Below are 17753 nucleotides of genomic sequence, written 5' to 3'. Positions count from 1 at the left end.
CGTGCTGGTATTCGGCGCCGAGGCGGATCTCGCCAAAACCTGGATCGCCGGCAACGGTTCGGCGACGGACGGATTGAACAGCCTCGACTACAGCTACGACCTCGATTGGCTGGGCACCGTCACCGGCCGCGTCGGCTATGCGGCCGACGCGCTGCTGCTCTACGCCAAGGGCGGGCTGGCGGCCGGCGGGGTGCGATCGACCCTCACCCCAACCGCTCCGCTGCCGGCGCCGCAAGCGGTCTCGGCCGATGCGGTTGCGACCGGTTGGACCGTGGGGCTCGGCACCGAATTCGCGTTCAGCGAGAACGCCACCGCCGGTATCGAATACGAGTTCGTGTCGCTCGGCTCCGAGCTCGACTATTCCGCCGGTACGCTTGACGCGCAGCAGGACCTCCACATCGTCAAGCTCGGCGTCAATTACGGCTTCTGACCCGCCGCCTGGTAGGCTGCGTCGAGCTCGGCGAGGACCGAGCGGCGCGGCGCTGGGGCGCCCAGGTGCAGGTGACGCAGCTCGGCCATGAAGGCCTCTGCCATTTCGGCGCCACCGTCCGCCAGTGCCATGGCGCGGGCGGAGAGCTCCGGACTGGCCGGCAGGAAGCGTGCGCCCCAGGCGCCCAGCTGCGCCATCACCGGCACCAGGGCGATCGCCATTTCGGTGAGGTTGTAGATGGTGCGCTGCTTATGCGCGGGGTCGGCCGAGGCCGTCACCAGCCCCTCTTCCATCAGCCGCTTCAGCCGGCTGGCGAGGATGTTGGTGGCGATGCCCTCGAGCGAGTTGGCGTGCAGCTCGCCATAGGTGCGGAAATTGCCGAACATGATGTCGCGCAGCACCACCAGACTCCAGCGATCGCCGAGCACTTCGACGGAGAGATTGATCGGGCATCCGGATCGGCGATCCACGTGGCGGCTCCTGGTCCTGTCGGCATGTTCCACTTGCAGTTTACAAGCAGTTTTGATCTGGGTATACACCTTGCAATCTGCAAGTAGTTGTAGCGCGGACGTCAAAGCCGATATTTTGTCGGCTTCGCTGTCGAATGTCGCTGCCGCCGCTCGTCTAGATGGCAGGACATCCGGAGGGACGGAACAATGAGCAGGCATTATGGCTGGGTGGTCGTCGCCGCAGGCGCGCTGATCACCTGCGTGGCAATGGGGGCGATGTTCGCGCTGCCCGTCTATCTGCAGCCGATGGCGGAGGATACCGGCTGGAGCCGGGCCGGCATTTCGGCGGCCATGACGGTGGGCTTCATCGTCATGGGCATTTCCGGCTTCATGTGGGGCACGCTCAGCGATCGCATCGGCGCGCGGCCGGTGGTGCTGATGGCGACGGTGCTGCTGGGGGCGGGCCTGCTGCTCGCCAGCCAGGCGCATGACCTGCTGGTGTTCCAGTTCGCCTATGGCGGGCTGGTGGGCGCCGCCGGCGGCGCCTATTTCGCGCCGATCATTTCGGCGACGCTGGGCTGGTTCGACAAGAACCGCAGCCTCGCGGTGTCGCTGGTGTCGATCGGCGGCGGCATCGCGCCGATGGTGATCACCCCCTTCGCCAGCTACCTGATCGAGGCCAATGGCTGGCGCAGCGCCATGCTGAGCATCGCCATCGGCGCCCTGATCGTGATCGTACTGGCGGCGCTGCTGATCCGGCGCGCCCCCACCGTGACCGAGCCGCAGCCGGCGCCGAACGCAGTGGCTGAGCCGAGGCAGGCCTCGAAAGCCTGGTCGGCGCTGCGCACGCCGCAGTTCATCGTCCTGGCCACGGTGTTCTTCCTCTGCTGCGCTGCCCATTCCGGGCCGATCTTCCACACGGTCAGCTACGCCATGATCTGCGGCGCCTCGGCTCTCGCGGCGGCGAGCATCTACAGCGTCGAAGGCCTCGCCGGGCTGTTCGGCCGGGTGATCTTCGGCGTGCTGGCCGACCGGCTGGGCGTGCGGCGGGTGATCGTCGCCGGCTTGGCGCTGCAGGCGGTAGGCATCTACACCTACATTTATGTGAGCGAACTGCCGCAGTTCTACATGCTGGCGGCGGTGCTCGGGCTCGCCTATGGCGGGGTGATGCCGCTCTACTCGGTGCTGACGCGCGACTATTTCAGCCCCAGGGTGATGGGCACGGTGCTGGGCGGCATGGCCATGACCTCGAGCATCGGCATGGCGTTCGGCCCGGTCGGCGGCGGCTGGCTCTACGATACGTTCGGCACCTATCATTGGCTCTATATCGCCTCGGCCGGCATCGGGCTTGCGGCAGCCGCCCTGGCGCTGGCCTTCCCGGCCAAGAAGAACGATGTGGATGGAGACCAGGTGCCCGGGCAGCCGGTCGCGGCGTGAGACCTGGCGCCGAACAGTTTAACCGGAGGCAGCGAGAGAGTGATCCGCTGCCTCGCCTGACCCACCGGCTGACACCGAGTTGGGGGACCGGCCGGTGGGTCACCGCGACGTACTGCTGCTCCCTTGAGAGGAGGGGGGCCATCGGTGATCACCGGACCACCTTCCCTCGATCCCTCCCCTTGGATACGCTACGGCTCGCGCAGGAACCCAGCGGAGCGCCGCGACAGCACGCCGAAGATGGTGGCGGCGCCGAGGAAGCCGGTGATGACGATGGCGCCGAGGTCGACCGCCGCCAGCGTCGAGGCATCGAGCGCGAACTCGACATCGAGCAGCACCATGGTCAGGATCCAGGCGAGCCCGATGCCGAGCGGCGTTGCCAGCAGCGCGGCGAAGGCCGCCAGCAGCACGTAGTGCAGCACCGAGACCGACAGCACGTCGAAGCGCCTGGCGCCCAGCACCTTGGTAATCACCGCATCGGCCTGCCGCTGCCGGCGGCCGGTGGCGAGGCTGCCGACCAGCACCAGCAGACCGTTGCCGACGGCGAGGCCCCCGACCAGCGAAGCCGCCAGCGACAGCTGGCTCAGCGCCTGGGTGATCTGCTCGAGCGTTGCGCCGATGGCGATGAACCGCACATCCGGCAACGCCGTGGCGAGGCTGCGCTCCACCGCCTCCTCGCGCCCCGACGCCGCGGTGACCGCCCCGAGCAGGGTCGAGGGGTAGGATTCGAGCACCCCTGGCGAGAAGGTCGCGAGGAAATCGATGCCGCCCTGCCAGGAGTAGTCGCGGAAGTTGGCGACCTCGGCCGTTATCGTGTCACCAAAGATGGCGAAGGACAGCTTGTCGCCGATATCGATGCCGAGCCCGGCCCTGAGGCTCTGGTGCAGCGAGACCAGAGGCGGGCCCTGATAATCGGCCGGCCACCATTGCCCGGCGACCAGTTTGGAGGTGGTCGGCAGCACCAGCCGGTAGGTCAGCGGGATTTCTCCGGAGAGAAAGAACGACGCCTCGGGGCCGCGCGGCTGCAACTGCGCGACCGGGGTGTCGTTGAGAGCGCTGACGGCGCCGCGCAGCATCGGCGTCGCGGCAAAGCCGATCACGTCGCCACCCTGGTCCTTCATCGCCTGCAGCGAGGCCACCTCGTCGGGGAACAGGTCGGAAGCGACGAGGGTGGGGGCATCGAACACCGAGGCGCCCAGGTATTCGTTCCTGAGGTTGACCTGCAGCACCAGCACCACCACCAGCATGGCGAGCGCCAGCCCCACCGAGACCACCACCGATGCGGCGTTGGAGCCGGGGCTGGCAATATTGCGCAGCGCATAGCGCAGCACCCGGTTGCGCGGCTCGGGAGCGCGGCGCAGGGCACGGCGGGCGAGGAAGATGCCGAACTGGAACAGCACCACCGACAGCACGCTGACGATGGCGAATGCCGCCACCAGCATCTTGTCTCCGGTCATGATGACGGCGAGCCACAGGAACAGCGCGGCCGCCAGCACCAGCGGCACGATGCGGGAGGAAAAGATCAGTCCGCCCCAGTCGATCGGCGGCGCCGCGAGGCCCTTGGAGCGGAACAGCGTCACCGGGCTGATGGTCTGAGCCTGCTGCAGCGGCAGGTAGGAGAAGGCGAAGGCGATGAGGAAGCCGACGCCGGCCGCCACCAGCAGCGGCTGCAGGTGCAGCATCGGCGCCAGTTCGACGCCCACCGACCTGCCGATGATCGGCAGCGCGAGGAGCGCCGTCGCGGCGCCGACGGCCAGCCCGATGCCGACACCGATCGCCGCGAGCGCCGCGATCTGCGAGAAGAAGTGCACGAAGATACGGGCCCGGCCGGCGCCCATGCTGCGCAACACGGCGATGACATTGGCGCGCTCGGCGACATAGGCCGAGATGGAAGTCCAGACGCTGACCCCGCCGATCAACAGCGAGGCGAGCCCGACGATCACCAAAAAGCGCATGAACAGGTCGTAGTAGCGCACCATCGGCCCCAGACCTTCGCGGGCCGAGCGCACCGTCCAGCTGGGGTCGGCGAGCGCCGCCTCGAGCGCCGCCTTGCCGGTGTCGGCATCGCCTTCGGCCAGCACCACCTTGTAGCGGAAGAAGGTGCCCAGGCCCGGCAGCGGCGAGGTGCGGTCGGAGAGCACCGCCAGCGCCTCGGTGGTGATCACCACCGGCAGGCCGAGGCGGAAGCCCCGGACCGCGGCGTCGGGCAAGCTGCCGAGCGCGCCGCGCGCCTCGAACTCGGTGCCGCCGATCTCGAGCGTATCGCCCACCCGGATGCCGAGCTGGTCGAGCATCAGCGGGTTGACCAGCGCGCCGAAGCGGCCGTCGCGATAGGAGAGGAAGGCAAACGGCGTCTCGCCCGGCGGCAACTCGGGGCTGCCGACCGCGCCGAGCAAGGGATAGGTGTCGCCCACCGAGATCAGGTCGACGAAAGCGCTGGCCTCGCCCGCCTCGGCGCTCACATTGGTATCGACGACATAGGAGACGCGGCCGAAGCGCGAGATCACCGCCAGTTCCTCGGCAGTGGCCTGCCGGTCGGCGCGCGACAGTTCGACATCGCCCCCCATCAGCACCGCGGCGTTCTCCTCCACCGCCTGGCGGATGCTGGCACCGACCGAGCTGACGCCGGCGATGAGCGCGGTGCCGACCGCGAGGCAGATGATGAGCAGGCCGAAGCGGCGCAGATCGCCGCGCATATCGAGCAGGCCGATGCGGATTGCCGCGAGCGCTGCGCGCATCAGGCGGCAACCGAACGGGTTTCGACCAGCTCGCCGGATGTCATGGTGAACACCCGGTCGGCGCGCGCCGCCAGCGATGGGTCATGGGTGATCAGCACCACGGCGGTGCCCTGCTTGCGGGCCAGATCGAACATCAGCTCGACCACCACGGCGCCGGTTTCCTGGTCGAGATTGCCGGTCGGCTCGTCCGCCAGCAGCAGGCGCGGCTTGGCGATCATGGCGCGCGCCAGGCCGACGCGCTGCTGCTCGCCGCCCGACAGAGCCGCCGGTCGATGATGCAACCGGCCGCCAAGGCCGACCGCCTCGAGCGCCGCGGCGGCGGCCTCGCGCGTCTGCGCCAGCGACAGGTCGGGCGAGGCGATCTCGAGCGCCAGGCCGACATTGTCGAGCGCGGTGAGCGAGGGGATCAGGTGAAAGCTCTGGAACACGATGCCGAGGTTATGGCGGCGAAACACCGCCAGGTCGTCCTCGCTCAGCCCGGCGAGGTCCTGCCCGGCAACGACGACGCGGCCGGAGGTGGCGCGCTCCAACCCCGCCAGCAGCATCAGCAACGAGGTCTTGCCGCTGCCCGAGGGGCCGACGATCGCCGCCACCTCCGATGCTTCGACCCGCAGCGACACGTTCTTGAGGATGTGCAGTGGGTGGCCTGCAACCTCCAGCGTGTAGGTGACGCCTGCAGCATCGACCACCGGCTGTGTTGCCGAATTGCGCATGCTGTTAGCTTGGTCTTGACTGAGGGCCATTTGAGACTTGCGGTGAACCACGAACCAAAAGAATGTGCGCGCCGAGCTTGCTTTTTTTGCTCTGCGGCATGATCTCTGGCATCGCCGGGCGGGCAAGTCAAAATGGAACCGGGCGGTATACCCGCTCGATTACCGATTTCAGCGTTGATGAACGCGTGGCGCCGGTGGAGGGCGTGTGAAGAGATGAGACAGCACTTGCAGGCCGCGGTGGCCGTAGCCGCCATGACGCTGTCGGGAATGGCGACGCCGGCGCTGGCCGACCCCGTCGAAGTCCTGAACTCCTATGTCGGCAACTGGAAGGGCGCCGGCACGCTGGTGGGTGGCCAGAAGCCCGAGCCGTTCCGCTGCCGGCTGGGGATCTCCAAGGGGAACCTCAACAAGATCAACTATGCCGGGCGTTGCAGCCTGATCGACATGAACCTGTCGGTCAGCGGCACCATCGCCTATGACGACAAGTCGCAGCGCTATCAGGCGGCGATGAGTTCGAATGCCGGCTTTACCGGCCTAGCGGTCGGCCAGATCAAGGGGGAGACGATCAGCTTCGACCTGCGCGAGAAGCAGCGGGATCGTGGCGGCAACGATGTGCGCATCGGCTCGCGCATCTTCCTCAAGGACAACGCCATCACCGTCGATTTCGAAGTCGAATTCAACAATTCGGGCCAGGTGCTGACCGCCTCGGTGCCGTTCGCGCGCTAGCCCGCCGGCTGCTACCCACAAGCTGCTGAAATCGCGACGCTTTTGATCTGGATCAAAGCGTCGCTTTTCGCCTCGTGGTGCTCTCGCTGTCGTCAAAGCAGCGAGCACCAACATGCCTCCAGAAGCCGTCATCGTCGTTACTGCCGTGGTCATCGCCTTCTCGGTGCTGATGAGCACTCTGGCCTGGGTGCTGTGGTACACGCGCGACACGCCGCGTCCCGTGCCCCGGGACTGAATGCCGCGTGCGACAAACCTCACCATGCGCGGCGCCGCGGGAGGGTGTAAGGCTCACCCGCTATGGGCGAGCGTCTGGACATCCACAACTCCGAGACCCCCGTGCTGTGCCGTAGCTGCGAGGCGCGTCACCGAGGCATGTGCGGCGTTCTCAAGCCTGATGAACTGATCGAGCTGGCGCGCCACACGCACAAGGTGCGGCACGAGAATGGCGACGAGCTGATCGGCGACAGTACCGAAATCCGCTCCTACGCCAACGTGATGCGCGGCGTGGTCAAGCTCAGCAAGGTGCTCGAAGATGGCCGCCAGCAGCTGGTCGGGCTGCAGTTCGCGCCGGATTTCCTCGGCCGGCTGTTCGGGCGCGAGAGCGTATTGACCGCCGAGGCCGCCTCCACGGTGGACCTGTGCGTGATCCCGGTGCCCGCGCTCGAGCGGATGATCGCCACCACGCCGGCGCTGGAACACCGCCTCATGCAGCAGACACTGCGCGAACTCGACGAAGCGCGCGAGTGGATGGTGACGCTGGGGCGGAAGACCGCGCAGGAAAAGGTCGCAAGCTTTCTCTATCTCATCGCCATGCACGCCGACCCCGCCACGGACGTCGACGGCCATATCAGCTTCGAGCTGCCGCTTACGCGCTCCGACATCGCCGACTTTCTCGGGCTGACCATCGAGACGGTGTCGCGGCAGCTGACCAAGCTACGGCAGCTCGAGGTGATCGGCATCAGCAATAATCGCACGGTCGAAGTGCCCGAGCTCGAGGCGCTGCGGGCGCTCTGTGGGTAGGGGACTGCTGGCGGCAGTCACTCGCACCCGGGCCGCGGCGCCCCCTCCGAGCCAAGCTAGGTCGCTGACGCTCCCAAGCTTCGCTTGCCTCTCCCGTCGAGGGGAGGTTGGGCATCGCGCTTGTGGCGCCTCAGCTACCAGACGGTTGGGCCCGGCGCTCCCTCAGTTGCCCTGCCCTCAGTTCGAGCACCCGGTCGAAGCTTGGTGGCACCGCGGCATGGGTGATGACGATGGCGGTGCGGCCGTGGGTCAAGGCCGGCAGCTCGGCGAGAAAATTCGCCTCGGTCTCGAAATCGAGGCCGCTGGTCGGCTCGTCGAAGACGATCACATCCGCCTGGGACAGCAGGGTGCGCGCGAGGCAGATCCGCCGCGCCTGGCCCGCCGAGAGGGTACGGCCGGCCTCGCCGACCACGGCATCGAGCTGGCCAGGCAGGCCTCTGACGAAGTCGGCCAGGCGCACCGCCTCGAGCACCCGCCACAGGTCGGCATCGTCGGCGTCGTCGCGACCGATTCGCAGGTTGGCGCGCACGGTATCGAGGAACACCGGCGCATCCTGGGTCATCAGGGCGACGCGGCGGCGCAGCTCGGGGCCGGCCACATGGCGCAGATCGGAGCCGTTGAGCCGCACCACGCCGGCATCGGGATCGACGAGCCGCAGCAGCAGTTGCGCGATGGTCGATTTGCCGGCGCCGCTCGGCCCGGTGATGGCCACGCATTCGCCGGTGCGGATGGCGAGGTTCAGCTCGTCGATGACCGGGTGCGCCGGATCGTAACCGAAGCATACCGCCTCGAGGCGGATGTCGCCGCCCGATGCGATGGGCAGCGGCGCAGCCGGCTCGGCGACGGCGGCGGGGCTCGTCGCGATGGCCTGCAGGCGGTCGGCTGCTGCGGCGGCGCCGGCAAGGCGGGTGGCGCTTCGCACCAGCATGGCCGAGGCCTCGAAGCTGGCGATGATGGCCAGCAGCAGCCCGGCCAGCAGCGGCCCGTCGATCTGGAGCGCCTGCAGCGCCGCGAAACCGACCAGCAGCGTGCCGACCAGCGCACCACCCGCCAGGATCTGTACTGTGCCCCCCGCCAGTGCAGCATTGCGGCCGAGGCGACGACGCGCCGCCGACAGGCGTCGGGCGGCGCTGCCCGAGCTGGCAACGGCGGCATCGCGGCCGTCGAACAGCACCAGATCCTGATGCCCATCGATGGCATCGAGCACGGCCTGGCGTAGTGCCGCACCAGCCGCGATTGCCTCGGCGCCGGCGCGGCGCGAGGCCAGCACCAGGCCAATCGGCACCAACAGCACCGCCGCAAAGAACAGCACCGCGTAGAGCATCGCCGCACCGGGCAATAGCAGCGCCAGCACGACAGTCATCGCGGCCCCGGCGACGACCGCCGTGCTGATCGGCCCGAGCGCCACGAGGAACAGCGTGTCGAGCGCCTCGACATCGGCCAGCAGTCGGCTCACCAGGTCGCCGCGGCCGAAGCGGCGCGCCAGCGGCAGCAGCGGAAACAGCCGGGCGAACAGCCAGGCCCTTAAATCGGAAAGCAGCCGCAGCGTCATGTCGTGGCCGCTCAGCTTTTCGCCATAGCGCGCGAGGATGCGGATGAAGGAGAGGCCGCGCACACCCGCCGAGGGCGCAAAGATGTTGAAGGCCGAGCCGAGCGTGCTGAGCGCCGCGGCGGTGAGGAACCAGCCGGAGAGGCCGAGCAGCCCGATGCCGGCGCCCAGCGTCAGCAGCGACAGCAGCAGGGTCAGCAGCATGGCGCCCTTCAGCCGGGCAAACAGCGGGGCAAAGGCGAGAATGGCTTTCATGCAGCCCCCACGTTCCGGACCAGCTTGGGCCTGGGCGCAGGCAGCAGCTTGCCGCCGGCGATGCGGAACAGCTTGTCCATGCGGGCGGCGACGGCGTGGGAATGGGTGGCGACAAGCAGCGTGCGCCCCCGGGCGAACTCGGCCAGCCCATCGAGCACCAGCGCCTCGGTGGCGCCGTCGAGATGCGCCGTCGGCTCGTCGAGCAACAGCAGGCCAGGATCGCGCAGATAGAGGCGCGCCAGCGCGATGCGCTGGATTTCACCACCCGAGAGGCCCAGCCCGTCTTCCCCCAACGGCGTCGCGAGGCCCTGCGGCAGCGCATCGGCGAAGTCGGTGACGCAGGCCCTTTGCGCTGCGAGCCGCACGGCGGCGTGGTCGGCGTCGCGGCGACCCAGCCGGATGTTGTCGGCGATGGTGCCGGCGAAGAGCCGTTGCCGCTGTCCCAGCATGGCGAGGCGCGCCCGTAATGCGGGTTCGTCGAACGCACCCGGCATCCGGCCATCGAGACGGATTTCGCCGGTGAACTCCCGCAGCCCGGCAATGGCTTCGAGCAGCGTCGACTTGCCGATGCCGCTGGCGCCAAGGATGGCGAGATGGGTGCCAGGCTCGAGCGTCAGGTTGACCTCGGTGAGCAGCGGACGCCCGGCAGGATCGGCGAGCCCGAGGTTCTTGAGCTCGAGCGTCACTCCACCTTCAGCACCCGGCAACGCCGTCGCAGGCGGTGACGGAATCGGTTCAGCCGGCAAAGTATCGAACTCCTGTTCGATCGCAGCCACCGCCGCCCGGGCCGAAGCGCGGTCGTGATAATGCGCCGCGAGCAGCCGCAGCGGCTGATACACCTCGGGCGCCATCAGCAGGCAGAACATGCCGGCGGCGAGAGTCAGTTCGGTGCTGCGGACGGTGACGAGATCGAGGAAGGTGAGCCCGACATAGAGCGCTACGCCCGCCACGCCGAGCGCAGCGAAGAACTCGAGCACGGCCGAGCTGAGGAAGGCGATGCGCATCACCCGCATGGTGCGCACGCGCAGTTCCTCGGAGGCCTCACGCACCCGGGCGATCTCGGCCTCCTCCTGGCCGAACAGTTTCAGCGTCACGAGGCCGCGCAGCCGGTCGGCAAAACGGCCGCTCAGGCGGTTCAGCGCGGTGGCCTGCGAGCGGCTCGCCGCCTCGGCGCCCCAGCCGACCAGCGCCATGAATACCGGGATCAGCGGCGCCGAGATCAGGAACAGCAGCCCCACGATCCAGTCGACCGAGAAGGCGACGGCAGCGAAGGCGACCGGGAGAATGGCCGCCTGGACCATGGCCGGCAGGTAACGGGTGAAGTAGCCATCGAGTGCCTCGACCTGTTCGAGCACGGCGCTCGACAGCTCGCCCGAGCTCTTGGTCGCCGTCCACACCGGTGGACGCCGCAGCAGCGCGCCGACCAGCGCCGTGCGCAGACGCTGCTTGATCGCCTCGCCCAAGCCGACGGCCGCCACCTCGCCCAGCACGCCGAGCCCGATGCGAATCAGCAGAATGGCCATGAGCACCAGCACATCGGGCAGCAGCGCCGCCGGCGCGGCCCCCTCGACGATGGCGCGATCGAGCAACGAGGCCAGCACCAGCGCCTGCGCCACCAGCAGCGCGCCGGCGAGCAAAGGCAGGCCGAGCACCGCGGCAAGCAACGGCCGATCGGCCAGGCCAAGCCGATTCAGCCAGCGTCCTTGCGCCGCGGTTTTTGCCTTGTCGTTCATGGGCCTGCCAGGTGGAGAAGGTCTGCCAACTTGGCTTATAGTCATGCGGCATTGCCTTGATCTGGATCAAGGCGACGCGACGTGAAATGCAGCTAGTGCGGCAAGCATGCCGGCCAGCCATTGCGGGGGTCGGACAACACGAGGCATCCCCATGGTCGATCCCATCGTCGTCGATCTGTCGCGCATCCAGTTCGCCGCGACAGCGATGTACCACTTCCTGTTCGTGCCCCTGACACTGGGCCTCTCCTTTGTGATGGCGATCATGGAGAGCGTCTATGTCATGACCGGCAGGGTCGTCTGGCGCAAGGCGACACTGTTCTGGGGGGTGTTGTTCGGCATCAACTTCGCCATGGGCGTCGCCACCGGCGTGGTGATGGAATTCCAGTTCGGCATGAACTGGAGCTATTATAGCCACTATGTCGGCGACGTGTTCGGCGCCCCGCTCGCCATGGAAGGGCTGATGGCCTTCTTCCTCGAGGCGACGCTGGTCGGGCTGTTCTTCTTCGGCTGGGACCGGCTGAAGCCCGTGGCGCACCTCGCCGTCACCTGGCTGGTGGCGCTTGGGGCCAACTTCTCGGCGCTGTGGATCCTGATCGCCAATGGCTGGATGCAGAACCCGGTGGGTGCCGCCTTCAACCCCGACACCATGCGCATGGAAGTCACCGACTTCATGGCGGTGCTGTTCAACCCGGTGGCGCAGGCCAAATTCGTCCACACCGTGTCGGCCGGCTATGTGTGCGGGGCCGTCTTCGTGCTGGCAGTGAGCGCGATGTTCCTGCTCAGCGGCAAGCATGTCGAACTGGCGAAACGCTCGATGGTCGTGGCGGCCAGCTTCGGGCTTGCCTCGGCGCTCAGCGTCGTCGTCCTCGGTGACGAGTCGGGCTATGTGGCGACCGAGCACCAGAAGATGAAGATCGCCGCGATGGAGGCGATGTACCACACCGAGCCGGCACCGGCCGCGCTCACCCTGTTCGCCATTCCGGGCAGCGACGGGCGACCTGCCTTCGAAGTGAAGTTCCCCTGGGTGCTGGGCCTCATCACCACGCGCTCGCTCGATCGCGACCTGCCGGGGATTACCGAACTCACCGAGCATGCGGCGTTGCGCATCGCCAGCGGCATCGAGGCCTACAAGGCGCTCAACGCCCTGCAGGCGGACCGCAACGATGCCACCGCCCGGGCGGCGTTCGATGCGGCCAAGGCCGATCTCGGCTACGCGCTGCTCCTGAAGAAATACCGGCCGGACGTCGAGAACGCCACCGGCGAGGAAATCGCCCAGGCGGCGCTCGATACCGTCCCGGACGTGTGGCCGCTGTTCTGGAGTTTCCGCGTCATGGTGGGCGCCGGCTTCTTCTTCATCGCCTTCTTCGCGCTGTGGTTCTGGAAGGCGTCCACCCACCGGATCGAAAATCCACGCTGGCTGCTCTGGGTCGCGGTCGCCGTGCTGCCGCTCCCCTGGATCGCCATCGAGGCGGGTTGGTTCATTGCCGAGTACGGACGACAGCCCTGGGTGGTCGAGGGGGTGCTGCCCACCTTCTATGCCGCCTCGGGGCTCAACTTCTGGGACCTCGTCATTTCGCTGAGCTTCTTCATGCTGCTCTACACCTCGTTGCTGGTCGTCATGGTCTGGCTGATGGTTCGCACCATCAAGCACGGCCCGTCCGACAAGCTGAATTTCGACCAGTCGGTCGAGCCGGTCGACGCGGCCGCCGTCGCCCCCGCCAAGTAAGGAGCAGCCCGATGAGCACCATTCCTCTCGACTATGAAACGCTGCGCATCCTGTGGTGGGCGCTGCTCGGCATCCTGCTGATCGGCTTTGCTATCATGGGCGGGCGCGATCTGGGGGTCGGCACGCTGCTGCCCTTCGTCGCGAGGACCGACGACGAACGGCGCGTGCTGCTCAACCTCGTCGGCCCGACCTGGGAGGGCAACCAGGTGTGGCTGATCCTAGGCGGCGGCGCCATCTTTGCCGCCTGGCCGCAGCTCTATGCGGTCAGCTTCTCCGGCTTTTACATCGCCATGATCGCGATCCTGCTGGCGCTGATCATCCGGCCGGTGGGCTTCAAATTCCGCGGCAAGGTGAACGATCCGCGCTGGCGCGCCACCTGGGACGCCGCCCTGTTCGTCGGCGGCTTCCTGCCGTCGCTGATCTTCGGCGTCGCCGTAGGCAATGTGTTCCTCGGCGCGCCCTTCCAGCTCGATGTGACGCAACGCGTCGCCTATAGCGGCAACTTCTTCGGCCTTCTGACCCCCTTCGCCCTGCTCGCCGGGCTGGTCAGCCTCATGATGATCGCGACGCAGGGCGCCGCGGTGATTGCCGGCCGCACCGATGGCGAGATGGCGGAGCGGGCCCGGCGCTATGGCCGCTGGTCGGCGCTTGCCACCATCGTGCTGTTCGTCGTTGGCGGGCTGTTCGCGCTCTACGTGCTCGAAGGCTACCGGCTGGTCGGCCCGGCGCAGACCATCGCGCCCTCGAACCCGCTGGGCAAGGAGGTCGTGCGGGAAGTCGGCGCCTGGGGCGGCAATTACGGTGCCATGCCGTGGACCATGGCGCTGCCGATCCTGGCGGTGTTCGGCAGTCTGGTGGCATGGTGGGCGCTGGGCGCCCGTGCCCGGCTGGTGGCGTTGCTCGGCTCGAGCCTTGCCATCTTCGGCATCATCGCCACCGCCGGCCTGTCGCTGTTCCCGTTCCTATTGCCTTCATCGACCGACCCGCAGTCGAGCCTCACTGTCTGGGACGCGTCGTCGAGCCAGTTGACGCTGTTCTTCATGCTATGCGCCACGATCGTCTTCCTGCCGATCATCCTCGCCTACACCAGCTGGGTGTTCCGGGTGATGCGTGGGCCGGTGACGACCGAGAGCCTCGGCAAGAACCCCAACGCCTACTAGGAGACTAACAGATGTGGTATTTCTCGTGGATCCTCGGCGTCGGCCTCGCCTGCAGCTTCGGCATCCTCAACGCCATGTGGTTCGAATTCCGCGAGGACGCACGGCAGGCCAGTGCCAAACCGGATGATAGCCGGCCGGCGACTTAGGTTCGTTTCACGGCCAGGCGGCGGCCCCCTCCCTTCTCCCCTCAGGGAACCGGACGAGGGCATAGCCCTCGCCGGGAGGTGGCGCGAAGCGCCGGTTGAGGGGTAAGCGGCGCGGCGAGCGCTCGCTGGAAAGCTGAACCCCTCACCCTAGTTCCGCCACGGACCTGCGGCCCTGGCTTCACTACCCTCTCCCCTTGTATGTTCCGTTTGTGGGTCGATAGTGATCAGATCTGACCCTGCAGGTTCTGGTGTTTTTCCGGGGCCTGTGGTCGGGGGGCGTGTGTCTCCCCTGAGCGTTCGAGCTCGTCCTTGAGCGTACGCCTCCGGCCCTTCGTGACGATCTCGAACGGTTGGTTGGGCTTCGGGCCCGCATACAAGGCAGAGCATCATGATCGCTTCCCCCGACTATGTCAGCGTCGACGTATCCAAGCAGCACCTGGACCTGGCCATGGTCGAGACCGCGGTGCTTCGTATTCCCAATACCCAGGCAGGGGTGCGCCGCCTGATCGTGCGGCTCGGGACGCTGAGGCGGCCGCACGTGGTGTGTGAAGCCACTGGCAGCTATACCCGACTGATGGCTCGCGAACTGGCCGAACACGGCATTGCCCTGAGCAAGGTCAACCCACGCCGGGTGAGGGATCTGGCCCGTGCCGACGGGCAGATGGCCAAGACCGATGCGATTGACGCGCAGGCCATCCTGCGCTTCGCTCGCCTCATGCAGCCACAGCCCGATCCGCACGATCCCTATGCCCTGGAGCTGACCGACCTGGTACGTCGGCGTCGGCAGATGGTGGACATGCTGGCCATGGAGAAGCAGCGCAGCGAGCACCCCGAGGGCCAGACGATCAAGGCCAGCATCAAGGCCCATATCGACTTCCTGAGTACTCAGATCGCCGCCATCGACAAGCAGATCACCGAGCACATCGCGCAGCATGCCGGCCTGCACCGCCGGGCCGAACTGCTGGCCTCCATTCCCGGCATCGGCCGGGTCACGGCAGCCGTACTCATCGCCGAGATGCCCGAGTTGGGCAGCATCGGTAACAAGCAGGCAGCAGCTCTGGCGGGGGTGGCGCCCTTCGTGCACGACAGCGGCCAGATGCGAGGCCAAGCTCATATCGCGGGCGGTCGATTGTCGGTGCGCTGCGCCCTCTACATGGCCACAATCTCAGCCATCCGCGCCAACCCACCCATCAAAACCTTCTATCAAAGGCTCCGCAGCCAAGGCAAACCGGCAAAGCTGGCCATCGTCGCCGCCATGCGAAAGCTGCTCACGACCGCAAACGCCATCCTCGCAAACGACGCACCTTGGATCCCAAGCCCAGCTTGACTTCAAACACGGTTGCTCAGGGGAGAGGGACGCAAGTGTCCCGCTCTCGGCGAACGCCTCAAGGCGTGGGCGCATCCGGGCGCAGCAAGCCCTCGTGCTTGAGCTCCGCCCACAGGTCGGCGGGGATTTCGACCCGCATGCTCTCGACATTGCGGCGCGGATGATCGGGATGGAAGGCGCCGGGGATCACCGAGGCGACCAGCGGGTGGTGCAAAGTGAACTGCAGCGCCGCGGCGGCGAGCGGCACGCCGTGTCGTTCGCACACCGCCTGGATACGGCCGATCCGCTCGAGCTGCTCGGCATTGGCGACCTGGTAGTTGTAGCGGGCGCCCGGCGTCGGGCCGGTGGCGAGGATGCCCGAAGCGAAGACGCCGCCGATGATCACCCCGACGCCGCGCGCCGCGCAGAGCGGGAATTCCGCATCGAGCACCGGCTGCTCGGCGAGGGTATAGGGTAGCGCCACGAGAAAGAAATCGAGCTCGAAGCGCTCGAGAAAGCGCGGGATGGTGCCCATGCGGTTGACCCCGGCGCCGATGGCCTTGATCAGCCCACCCGCCTTCAACTCCTCGAGCGCCCGCATGCCGCCGCCGGCGTCGAGTTCATCGAGATGCCGGCGCACCAGTTCCTCGCTGCCGAGATTGGCGAGGTCGAGATCGTGGATCACCAGCACATCGACGCGGTTGCGCCTCAGGCGCTGCAGGCTGTCCTCATAGGACCGCATCACCCCGCCATAGCTGTAATCGTGCCGGTGCTGGAACTTCAGGCCGTTCGGCCAGTTGCGCTCGCTCGCCGCGAAGGCGACGGGATCGTCGGGCGCGTACAGCACGCGGCCGACCTTGGTCGAGACGATCGCCTCGCCCGGCGGACGAAGGTAAAGGCCGCGCCCGATGCGGTGCTCGCTCAAACCGCGTCCATACCAGGGCGAGGTGTCGTAGAAGCGGATGCCGGCATCCCACGCTGCATCGATAGTGGCGTCGGCCTGGGCCTCGGGGACAATGTTGAAGATGTTACCGAGCGAGGCGCCGCCTAGCCCCAGCCGCGGCAGCTCGAGGCGGGTTCGACCGAGCGGCCTGAGCTCGAACGGATCCATCTCAGGCGCCGAAGGCGACCGGCGCCGGAACGATCGCCGCCAGGAGCTCGTCGATCTCGCGCTGGGTGATCGGATCGATCGCGGTCGTCGGACTACGGACGAACGCAGTGCGGATGATACCGCGTCGCACCAGCAACTGCTTGTGGATGGCGTAGAAGATGTCGCCGCCCTGATTGCCCAGCCGGTTCACCGCCATGATCGTGGCGTCGAACCGCTGCCGCGCCGCGGCCTCGTCGCCGCGCTGGAAGGCGTCCCAGACCGCGACGAAATCCTCGGGCTGGCTGCAGAACGGCATGGTGCCGTGCGCGCCGCGACGCAGTTCCTCGATGAAGTAGCTGCCGCCGGCGCCGCCGAAGATGACCAGCCGGTCACCGACCGCATCGGCCATGGCCTGCACCTTGCCGGTCACCGGCTGGGTCTCGACCTTGATGTATCTGACGTTCTTGCAGGCATCGGCAATGCGCAGCGCCAGCCCGGGGGAAACCGGCCCCTGCGGCACATCCTGCAGGATGATCGGGATGCCGACCGCCGCGTCGATGGCACGGTAATAGTCGAAAATCTCTTCCGAGCTCACCGGCATGAAGGACGGCGGGATCACCATCAGCGCGTCGGCGCCCGCCGCTTCGGCCGCCCGCGAGTAGAACACCGCAAGGTCGGTGCCGGCCGCGCCGGAATTGATGATCACCGGCACGCGGCCGTTCACCGCCTTGACGGTTGCCGCAGTGATCTGGGCCCGCTCGGCCTCGTTGAACTTGAACACCTCGCTGCCCAGCGCCACGCCGAGGCCGTGGACGCCCGCTGCGATGTTGAATTCGATCAGGCGGGCGAGGCTCTCCTCATCGATGCTGCCGTCGCGGTGAAACGGCGTGACGAGGATGGGCACGACGCCCCTGATAGCGGCCGAATTCATGGACAATAGCTCTCTTTAGCGATTTTCGAAGTTGAACATTTCCTCGACCGGGCGCTGCACCGGCGAGAAGTCGGAATTGGTTTCCATGTAGGGCGCCATCATCTCCCACCAGCGCCAGGTCAGCTCGCTGACCGGGGTCGCAGGATCGGGCGCCGTATCGCGCTCCATGTAGGCGAAGAGGTCGAGGCCGTTGCGGTAGATCGAGAAGGTGCGCACGCCGTCGCGCTTCATGGCCTCGAGCATCTCGGGCCAGATCTCGTCGTGCTTTTGCTTGTAGATCGCCTCGTTGCCGGGCTTCAGCTTCATCATCCAGGCGATACGGACCATTATCTCTGTTCCTCGAATCT

17 protein-coding genes are annotated in these 17753 nt (G+C 67.3%); 9 read left to right on the top strand and 8 right to left on the bottom strand.

The genetic code is table 11. The features are described from left to right. Position 1: 1 nt before the first annotated feature. Positions 2–430, top strand: coding sequence for an outer membrane protein (locus APS40_RS12755; RefSeq protein ID WP_055047409.1), 429 nt, complete (start codon positions 2–4; stop codon positions 428–430). Here APS40_RS12755 and APS40_RS12750 read toward each other — a convergent pair. Then, positions 418–900 (bottom strand): winged helix-turn-helix transcriptional regulator, encoded by a 483-nt coding sequence (locus APS40_RS12750; protein ID WP_055047408.1) that lies wholly within the window; start codon positions 898–900, stop codon positions 418–420. The genes APS40_RS12755 and APS40_RS12750 overlap by 13 nt on opposite strands. 186 nt (positions 901–1086) lie before the next feature. Here APS40_RS12750 and APS40_RS12745 point away from each other — a divergent pair, with 186 nt between their 5' ends. Then, positions 1087–2316, top strand: coding sequence for an MFS transporter (locus APS40_RS12745; RefSeq protein ID WP_055047407.1), 1230 nt, complete (start codon positions 1087–1089; stop codon positions 2314–2316). Positions 2317–2504: 188 nt separating this feature from the next. Here APS40_RS12745 and APS40_RS12740 read toward each other — a convergent pair whose 3' ends face one another. Together APS40_RS12740 and APS40_RS12735 are read right to left on the bottom strand one after the other, a co-directional pair. Next, complete coding sequence (locus tag APS40_RS12740; protein WP_055047406.1) at positions 2505–5051, bottom strand: ABC transporter permease; 2547 nt, start codon at positions 5049–5051, stop codon at positions 2505–2507. Further along, positions 5051–5764 (bottom strand): ABC transporter ATP-binding protein, encoded by a 714-nt coding sequence (locus APS40_RS12735; RefSeq protein ID WP_055047405.1) that lies wholly within the window; start codon positions 5762–5764, stop codon positions 5051–5053. Before APS40_RS12735 ends, APS40_RS12740 begins: the two co-directional genes overlap by 1 nt. A gap of 213 nt (positions 5765–5977) precedes the next feature. Here APS40_RS12735 and APS40_RS12730 point away from each other — a divergent pair, with 213 nt between their 5' ends. The 3 genes from APS40_RS12730 to APS40_RS12725 all read left to right on the top strand — a co-directional run bounded on the left by APS40_RS12730 (position 5978) and on the right by APS40_RS12725 (position 7510). After that, entirely contained in the window at positions 5978–6490 is a 513-nt protein-coding gene (locus APS40_RS12730; protein WP_197279321.1) for a heme-binding beta-barrel domain-containing protein, read from the top strand. A gap of 112 nt (positions 6491–6602) precedes the next feature. Further along, a complete protein-coding gene (locus APS40_RS25460; RefSeq protein WP_257720952.1) occupies positions 6603–6725 on the top strand; it encodes a hypothetical protein in 123 nt (40 codons plus the stop codon). Between the two features lie 137 nt (positions 6726–6862). After that, positions 6863–7510, top strand: a complete 648-nt coding sequence (locus APS40_RS12725; protein ID WP_335338163.1) for a Crp/Fnr family transcriptional regulator — start codon at positions 6863–6865, stop codon at positions 7508–7510. A 130-nt stretch (positions 7511–7640) separates the two neighbouring features. On the opposite strand, the gene cydC is transcribed toward APS40_RS12725, so the two are convergent. Both cydC and cydD read right to left on the bottom strand, forming a co-directional pair. After that, positions 7641–9314, bottom strand: a complete 1674-nt coding sequence (gene cydC / locus APS40_RS12720; RefSeq protein ID WP_055047402.1) for a thiol reductant ABC exporter subunit CydC — start codon at positions 9312–9314, stop codon at positions 7641–7643. Further along, positions 9311–11047, bottom strand: coding sequence for a thiol reductant ABC exporter subunit CydD (gene cydD, locus APS40_RS12715; RefSeq protein ID WP_082434372.1), 1737 nt, complete (start codon positions 11045–11047; stop codon positions 9311–9313). Before cydD ends, cydC begins: the two co-directional genes overlap by 4 nt. A 151-nt stretch (positions 11048–11198) precedes the next feature. Between cydD and APS40_RS12710 the strand changes: the two genes are divergently transcribed. The 4 genes from APS40_RS12710 (at position 11199) to APS40_RS12700 (ending at position 15406) form a co-directional block, all read left to right on the top strand. Then, positions 11199–12773, top strand: a complete 1575-nt coding sequence (locus APS40_RS12710; RefSeq protein WP_055047401.1) for a cytochrome ubiquinol oxidase subunit I — start codon at positions 11199–11201, stop codon at positions 12771–12773. 11 nt (positions 12774–12784) lie between these two features. After that, positions 12785–13933 (top strand): cytochrome d ubiquinol oxidase subunit II, encoded by a 1149-nt coding sequence (cydB, locus tag APS40_RS12705; protein WP_055047400.1) that lies wholly within the window; start codon positions 12785–12787, stop codon positions 13931–13933. A gap of 11 nt (positions 13934–13944) precedes the next feature. Beyond that, positions 13945–14079, top strand: a complete 135-nt coding sequence (gene cydX, locus APS40_RS24475; RefSeq protein WP_082434371.1) for a cytochrome bd-I oxidase subunit CydX — start codon at positions 13945–13947, stop codon at positions 14077–14079. Positions 14080–14467: 388 nt separating this feature from the next. Then, positions 14468–15406 carry an IS110 family transposase gene (locus APS40_RS12700; RefSeq protein WP_236884099.1) on the top strand — a complete coding sequence of 313 codons (939 nt, stop codon included), beginning with the start codon at positions 14468–14470 and terminating at the stop codon, positions 15404–15406. Positions 15407–15464: 58 nt separating this feature from the next. Here the strand turns inward: APS40_RS12700 and APS40_RS12695 are convergent, their stop codons facing one another. From APS40_RS12695 to APS40_RS12685, 3 genes are read right to left on the bottom strand one after another with little or no spacing between them, the layout of a single operon-like run. Further along, positions 15465–16496: an aldo/keto reductase gene (locus tag APS40_RS12695; RefSeq protein WP_055047399.1), complete on the bottom strand. Its 1032-nt coding sequence runs from the start codon at positions 16494–16496 to the stop codon at positions 15465–15467. Between the two features lies 1 nt (position 16497). After that, a complete protein-coding gene (locus APS40_RS12690; RefSeq protein WP_055047398.1) occupies positions 16498–17406 on the bottom strand; it encodes a dihydrodipicolinate synthase family protein in 909 nt (302 codons plus the stop codon). A gap of 15 nt (positions 17407–17421) precedes the next feature. Beyond that, entirely contained in the window at positions 17422–17733 is a 312-nt protein-coding gene (locus tag APS40_RS12685) for an L-rhamnose mutarotase (RefSeq protein ID WP_055047397.1), read from the bottom strand. Positions 17734–17753 lie beyond the last annotated feature (20 nt).

Origin of the sequence: Devosia sp. A16 (genome assembly GCF_001402915.1) — a bacterium.
Lineage (GTDB): Bacteria > Pseudomonadota > Alphaproteobacteria > Rhizobiales > Devosiaceae > Devosia_A.
The sequence above is the reverse complement of the archived record's forward strand: the minus strand, read 5'-3'. Positions and strand labels throughout refer to the sequence as shown.

What these genes read in the sequence shown, in the direction of transcription:
- APS40_RS12745 (WP_055047407.1), top strand. Translation starts at nt 1,087, where the DNA reads ATGAGCAGGCATTATGGCTGGGTGGTCGTCGCCGCAGGCGCGCTGATC.
- APS40_RS12740 (WP_055047406.1), bottom strand. Translation starts at nt 5,051, where the DNA reads ATGCGCGCAGCGCTCGCGGCAATCCGCATCGGCCTGCTCGATATGCGC.
- APS40_RS12735 (WP_055047405.1), bottom strand. Translation starts at nt 5,764, where the DNA reads ATGCGCAATTCGGCAACACAGCCGGTGGTCGATGCTGCAGGCGTCACC.
- APS40_RS12730 (WP_197279321.1), top strand. Translation starts at nt 5,978, where the DNA reads ATGAGACAGCACTTGCAGGCCGCGGTGGCCGTAGCCGCCATGACGCTG.
- APS40_RS25460 (WP_257720952.1), top strand. Translation starts at nt 6,603, where the DNA reads ATGCCTCCAGAAGCCGTCATCGTCGTTACTGCCGTGGTCATCGCCTTC.
- APS40_RS12725 (WP_335338163.1), top strand. Translation starts at nt 6,863, where the DNA reads ATGTGCGGCGTTCTCAAGCCTGATGAACTGATCGAGCTGGCGCGCCAC.
- cydC (WP_055047402.1), bottom strand. Translation starts at nt 9,314, where the DNA reads ATGAAAGCCATTCTCGCCTTTGCCCCGCTGTTTGCCCGGCTGAAGGGC.
- cydD (WP_082434372.1), bottom strand. Translation starts at nt 11,047, where the DNA reads ATGAACGACAAGGCAAAAACCGCGGCGCAAGGACGCTGGCTGAATCGG.
- APS40_RS12710 (WP_055047401.1), top strand. Translation starts at nt 11,199, where the DNA reads ATGGTCGATCCCATCGTCGTCGATCTGTCGCGCATCCAGTTCGCCGCG.
- cydB (WP_055047400.1), top strand. Translation starts at nt 12,785, where the DNA reads ATGAGCACCATTCCTCTCGACTATGAAACGCTGCGCATCCTGTGGTGG.
- cydX (WP_082434371.1), top strand. Translation starts at nt 13,945, where the DNA reads ATGTGGTATTTCTCGTGGATCCTCGGCGTCGGCCTCGCCTGCAGCTTC.
- APS40_RS12700 (WP_236884099.1), top strand. Translation starts at nt 14,468, where the DNA reads ATGATCGCTTCCCCCGACTATGTCAGCGTCGACGTATCCAAGCAGCAC.
- APS40_RS12695 (WP_055047399.1), bottom strand. Translation starts at nt 16,496, where the DNA reads ATGGATCCGTTCGAGCTCAGGCCGCTCGGTCGAACCCGCCTCGAGCTG.
- APS40_RS12690 (WP_055047398.1), bottom strand. Translation starts at nt 17,406, where the DNA reads ATGAATTCGGCCGCTATCAGGGGCGTCGTGCCCATCCTCGTCACGCCG.
- APS40_RS12685 (WP_055047397.1), bottom strand. Translation starts at nt 17,733, where the DNA reads ATGGTCCGTATCGCCTGGATGATGAAGCTGAAGCCCGGCAACGAGGCG.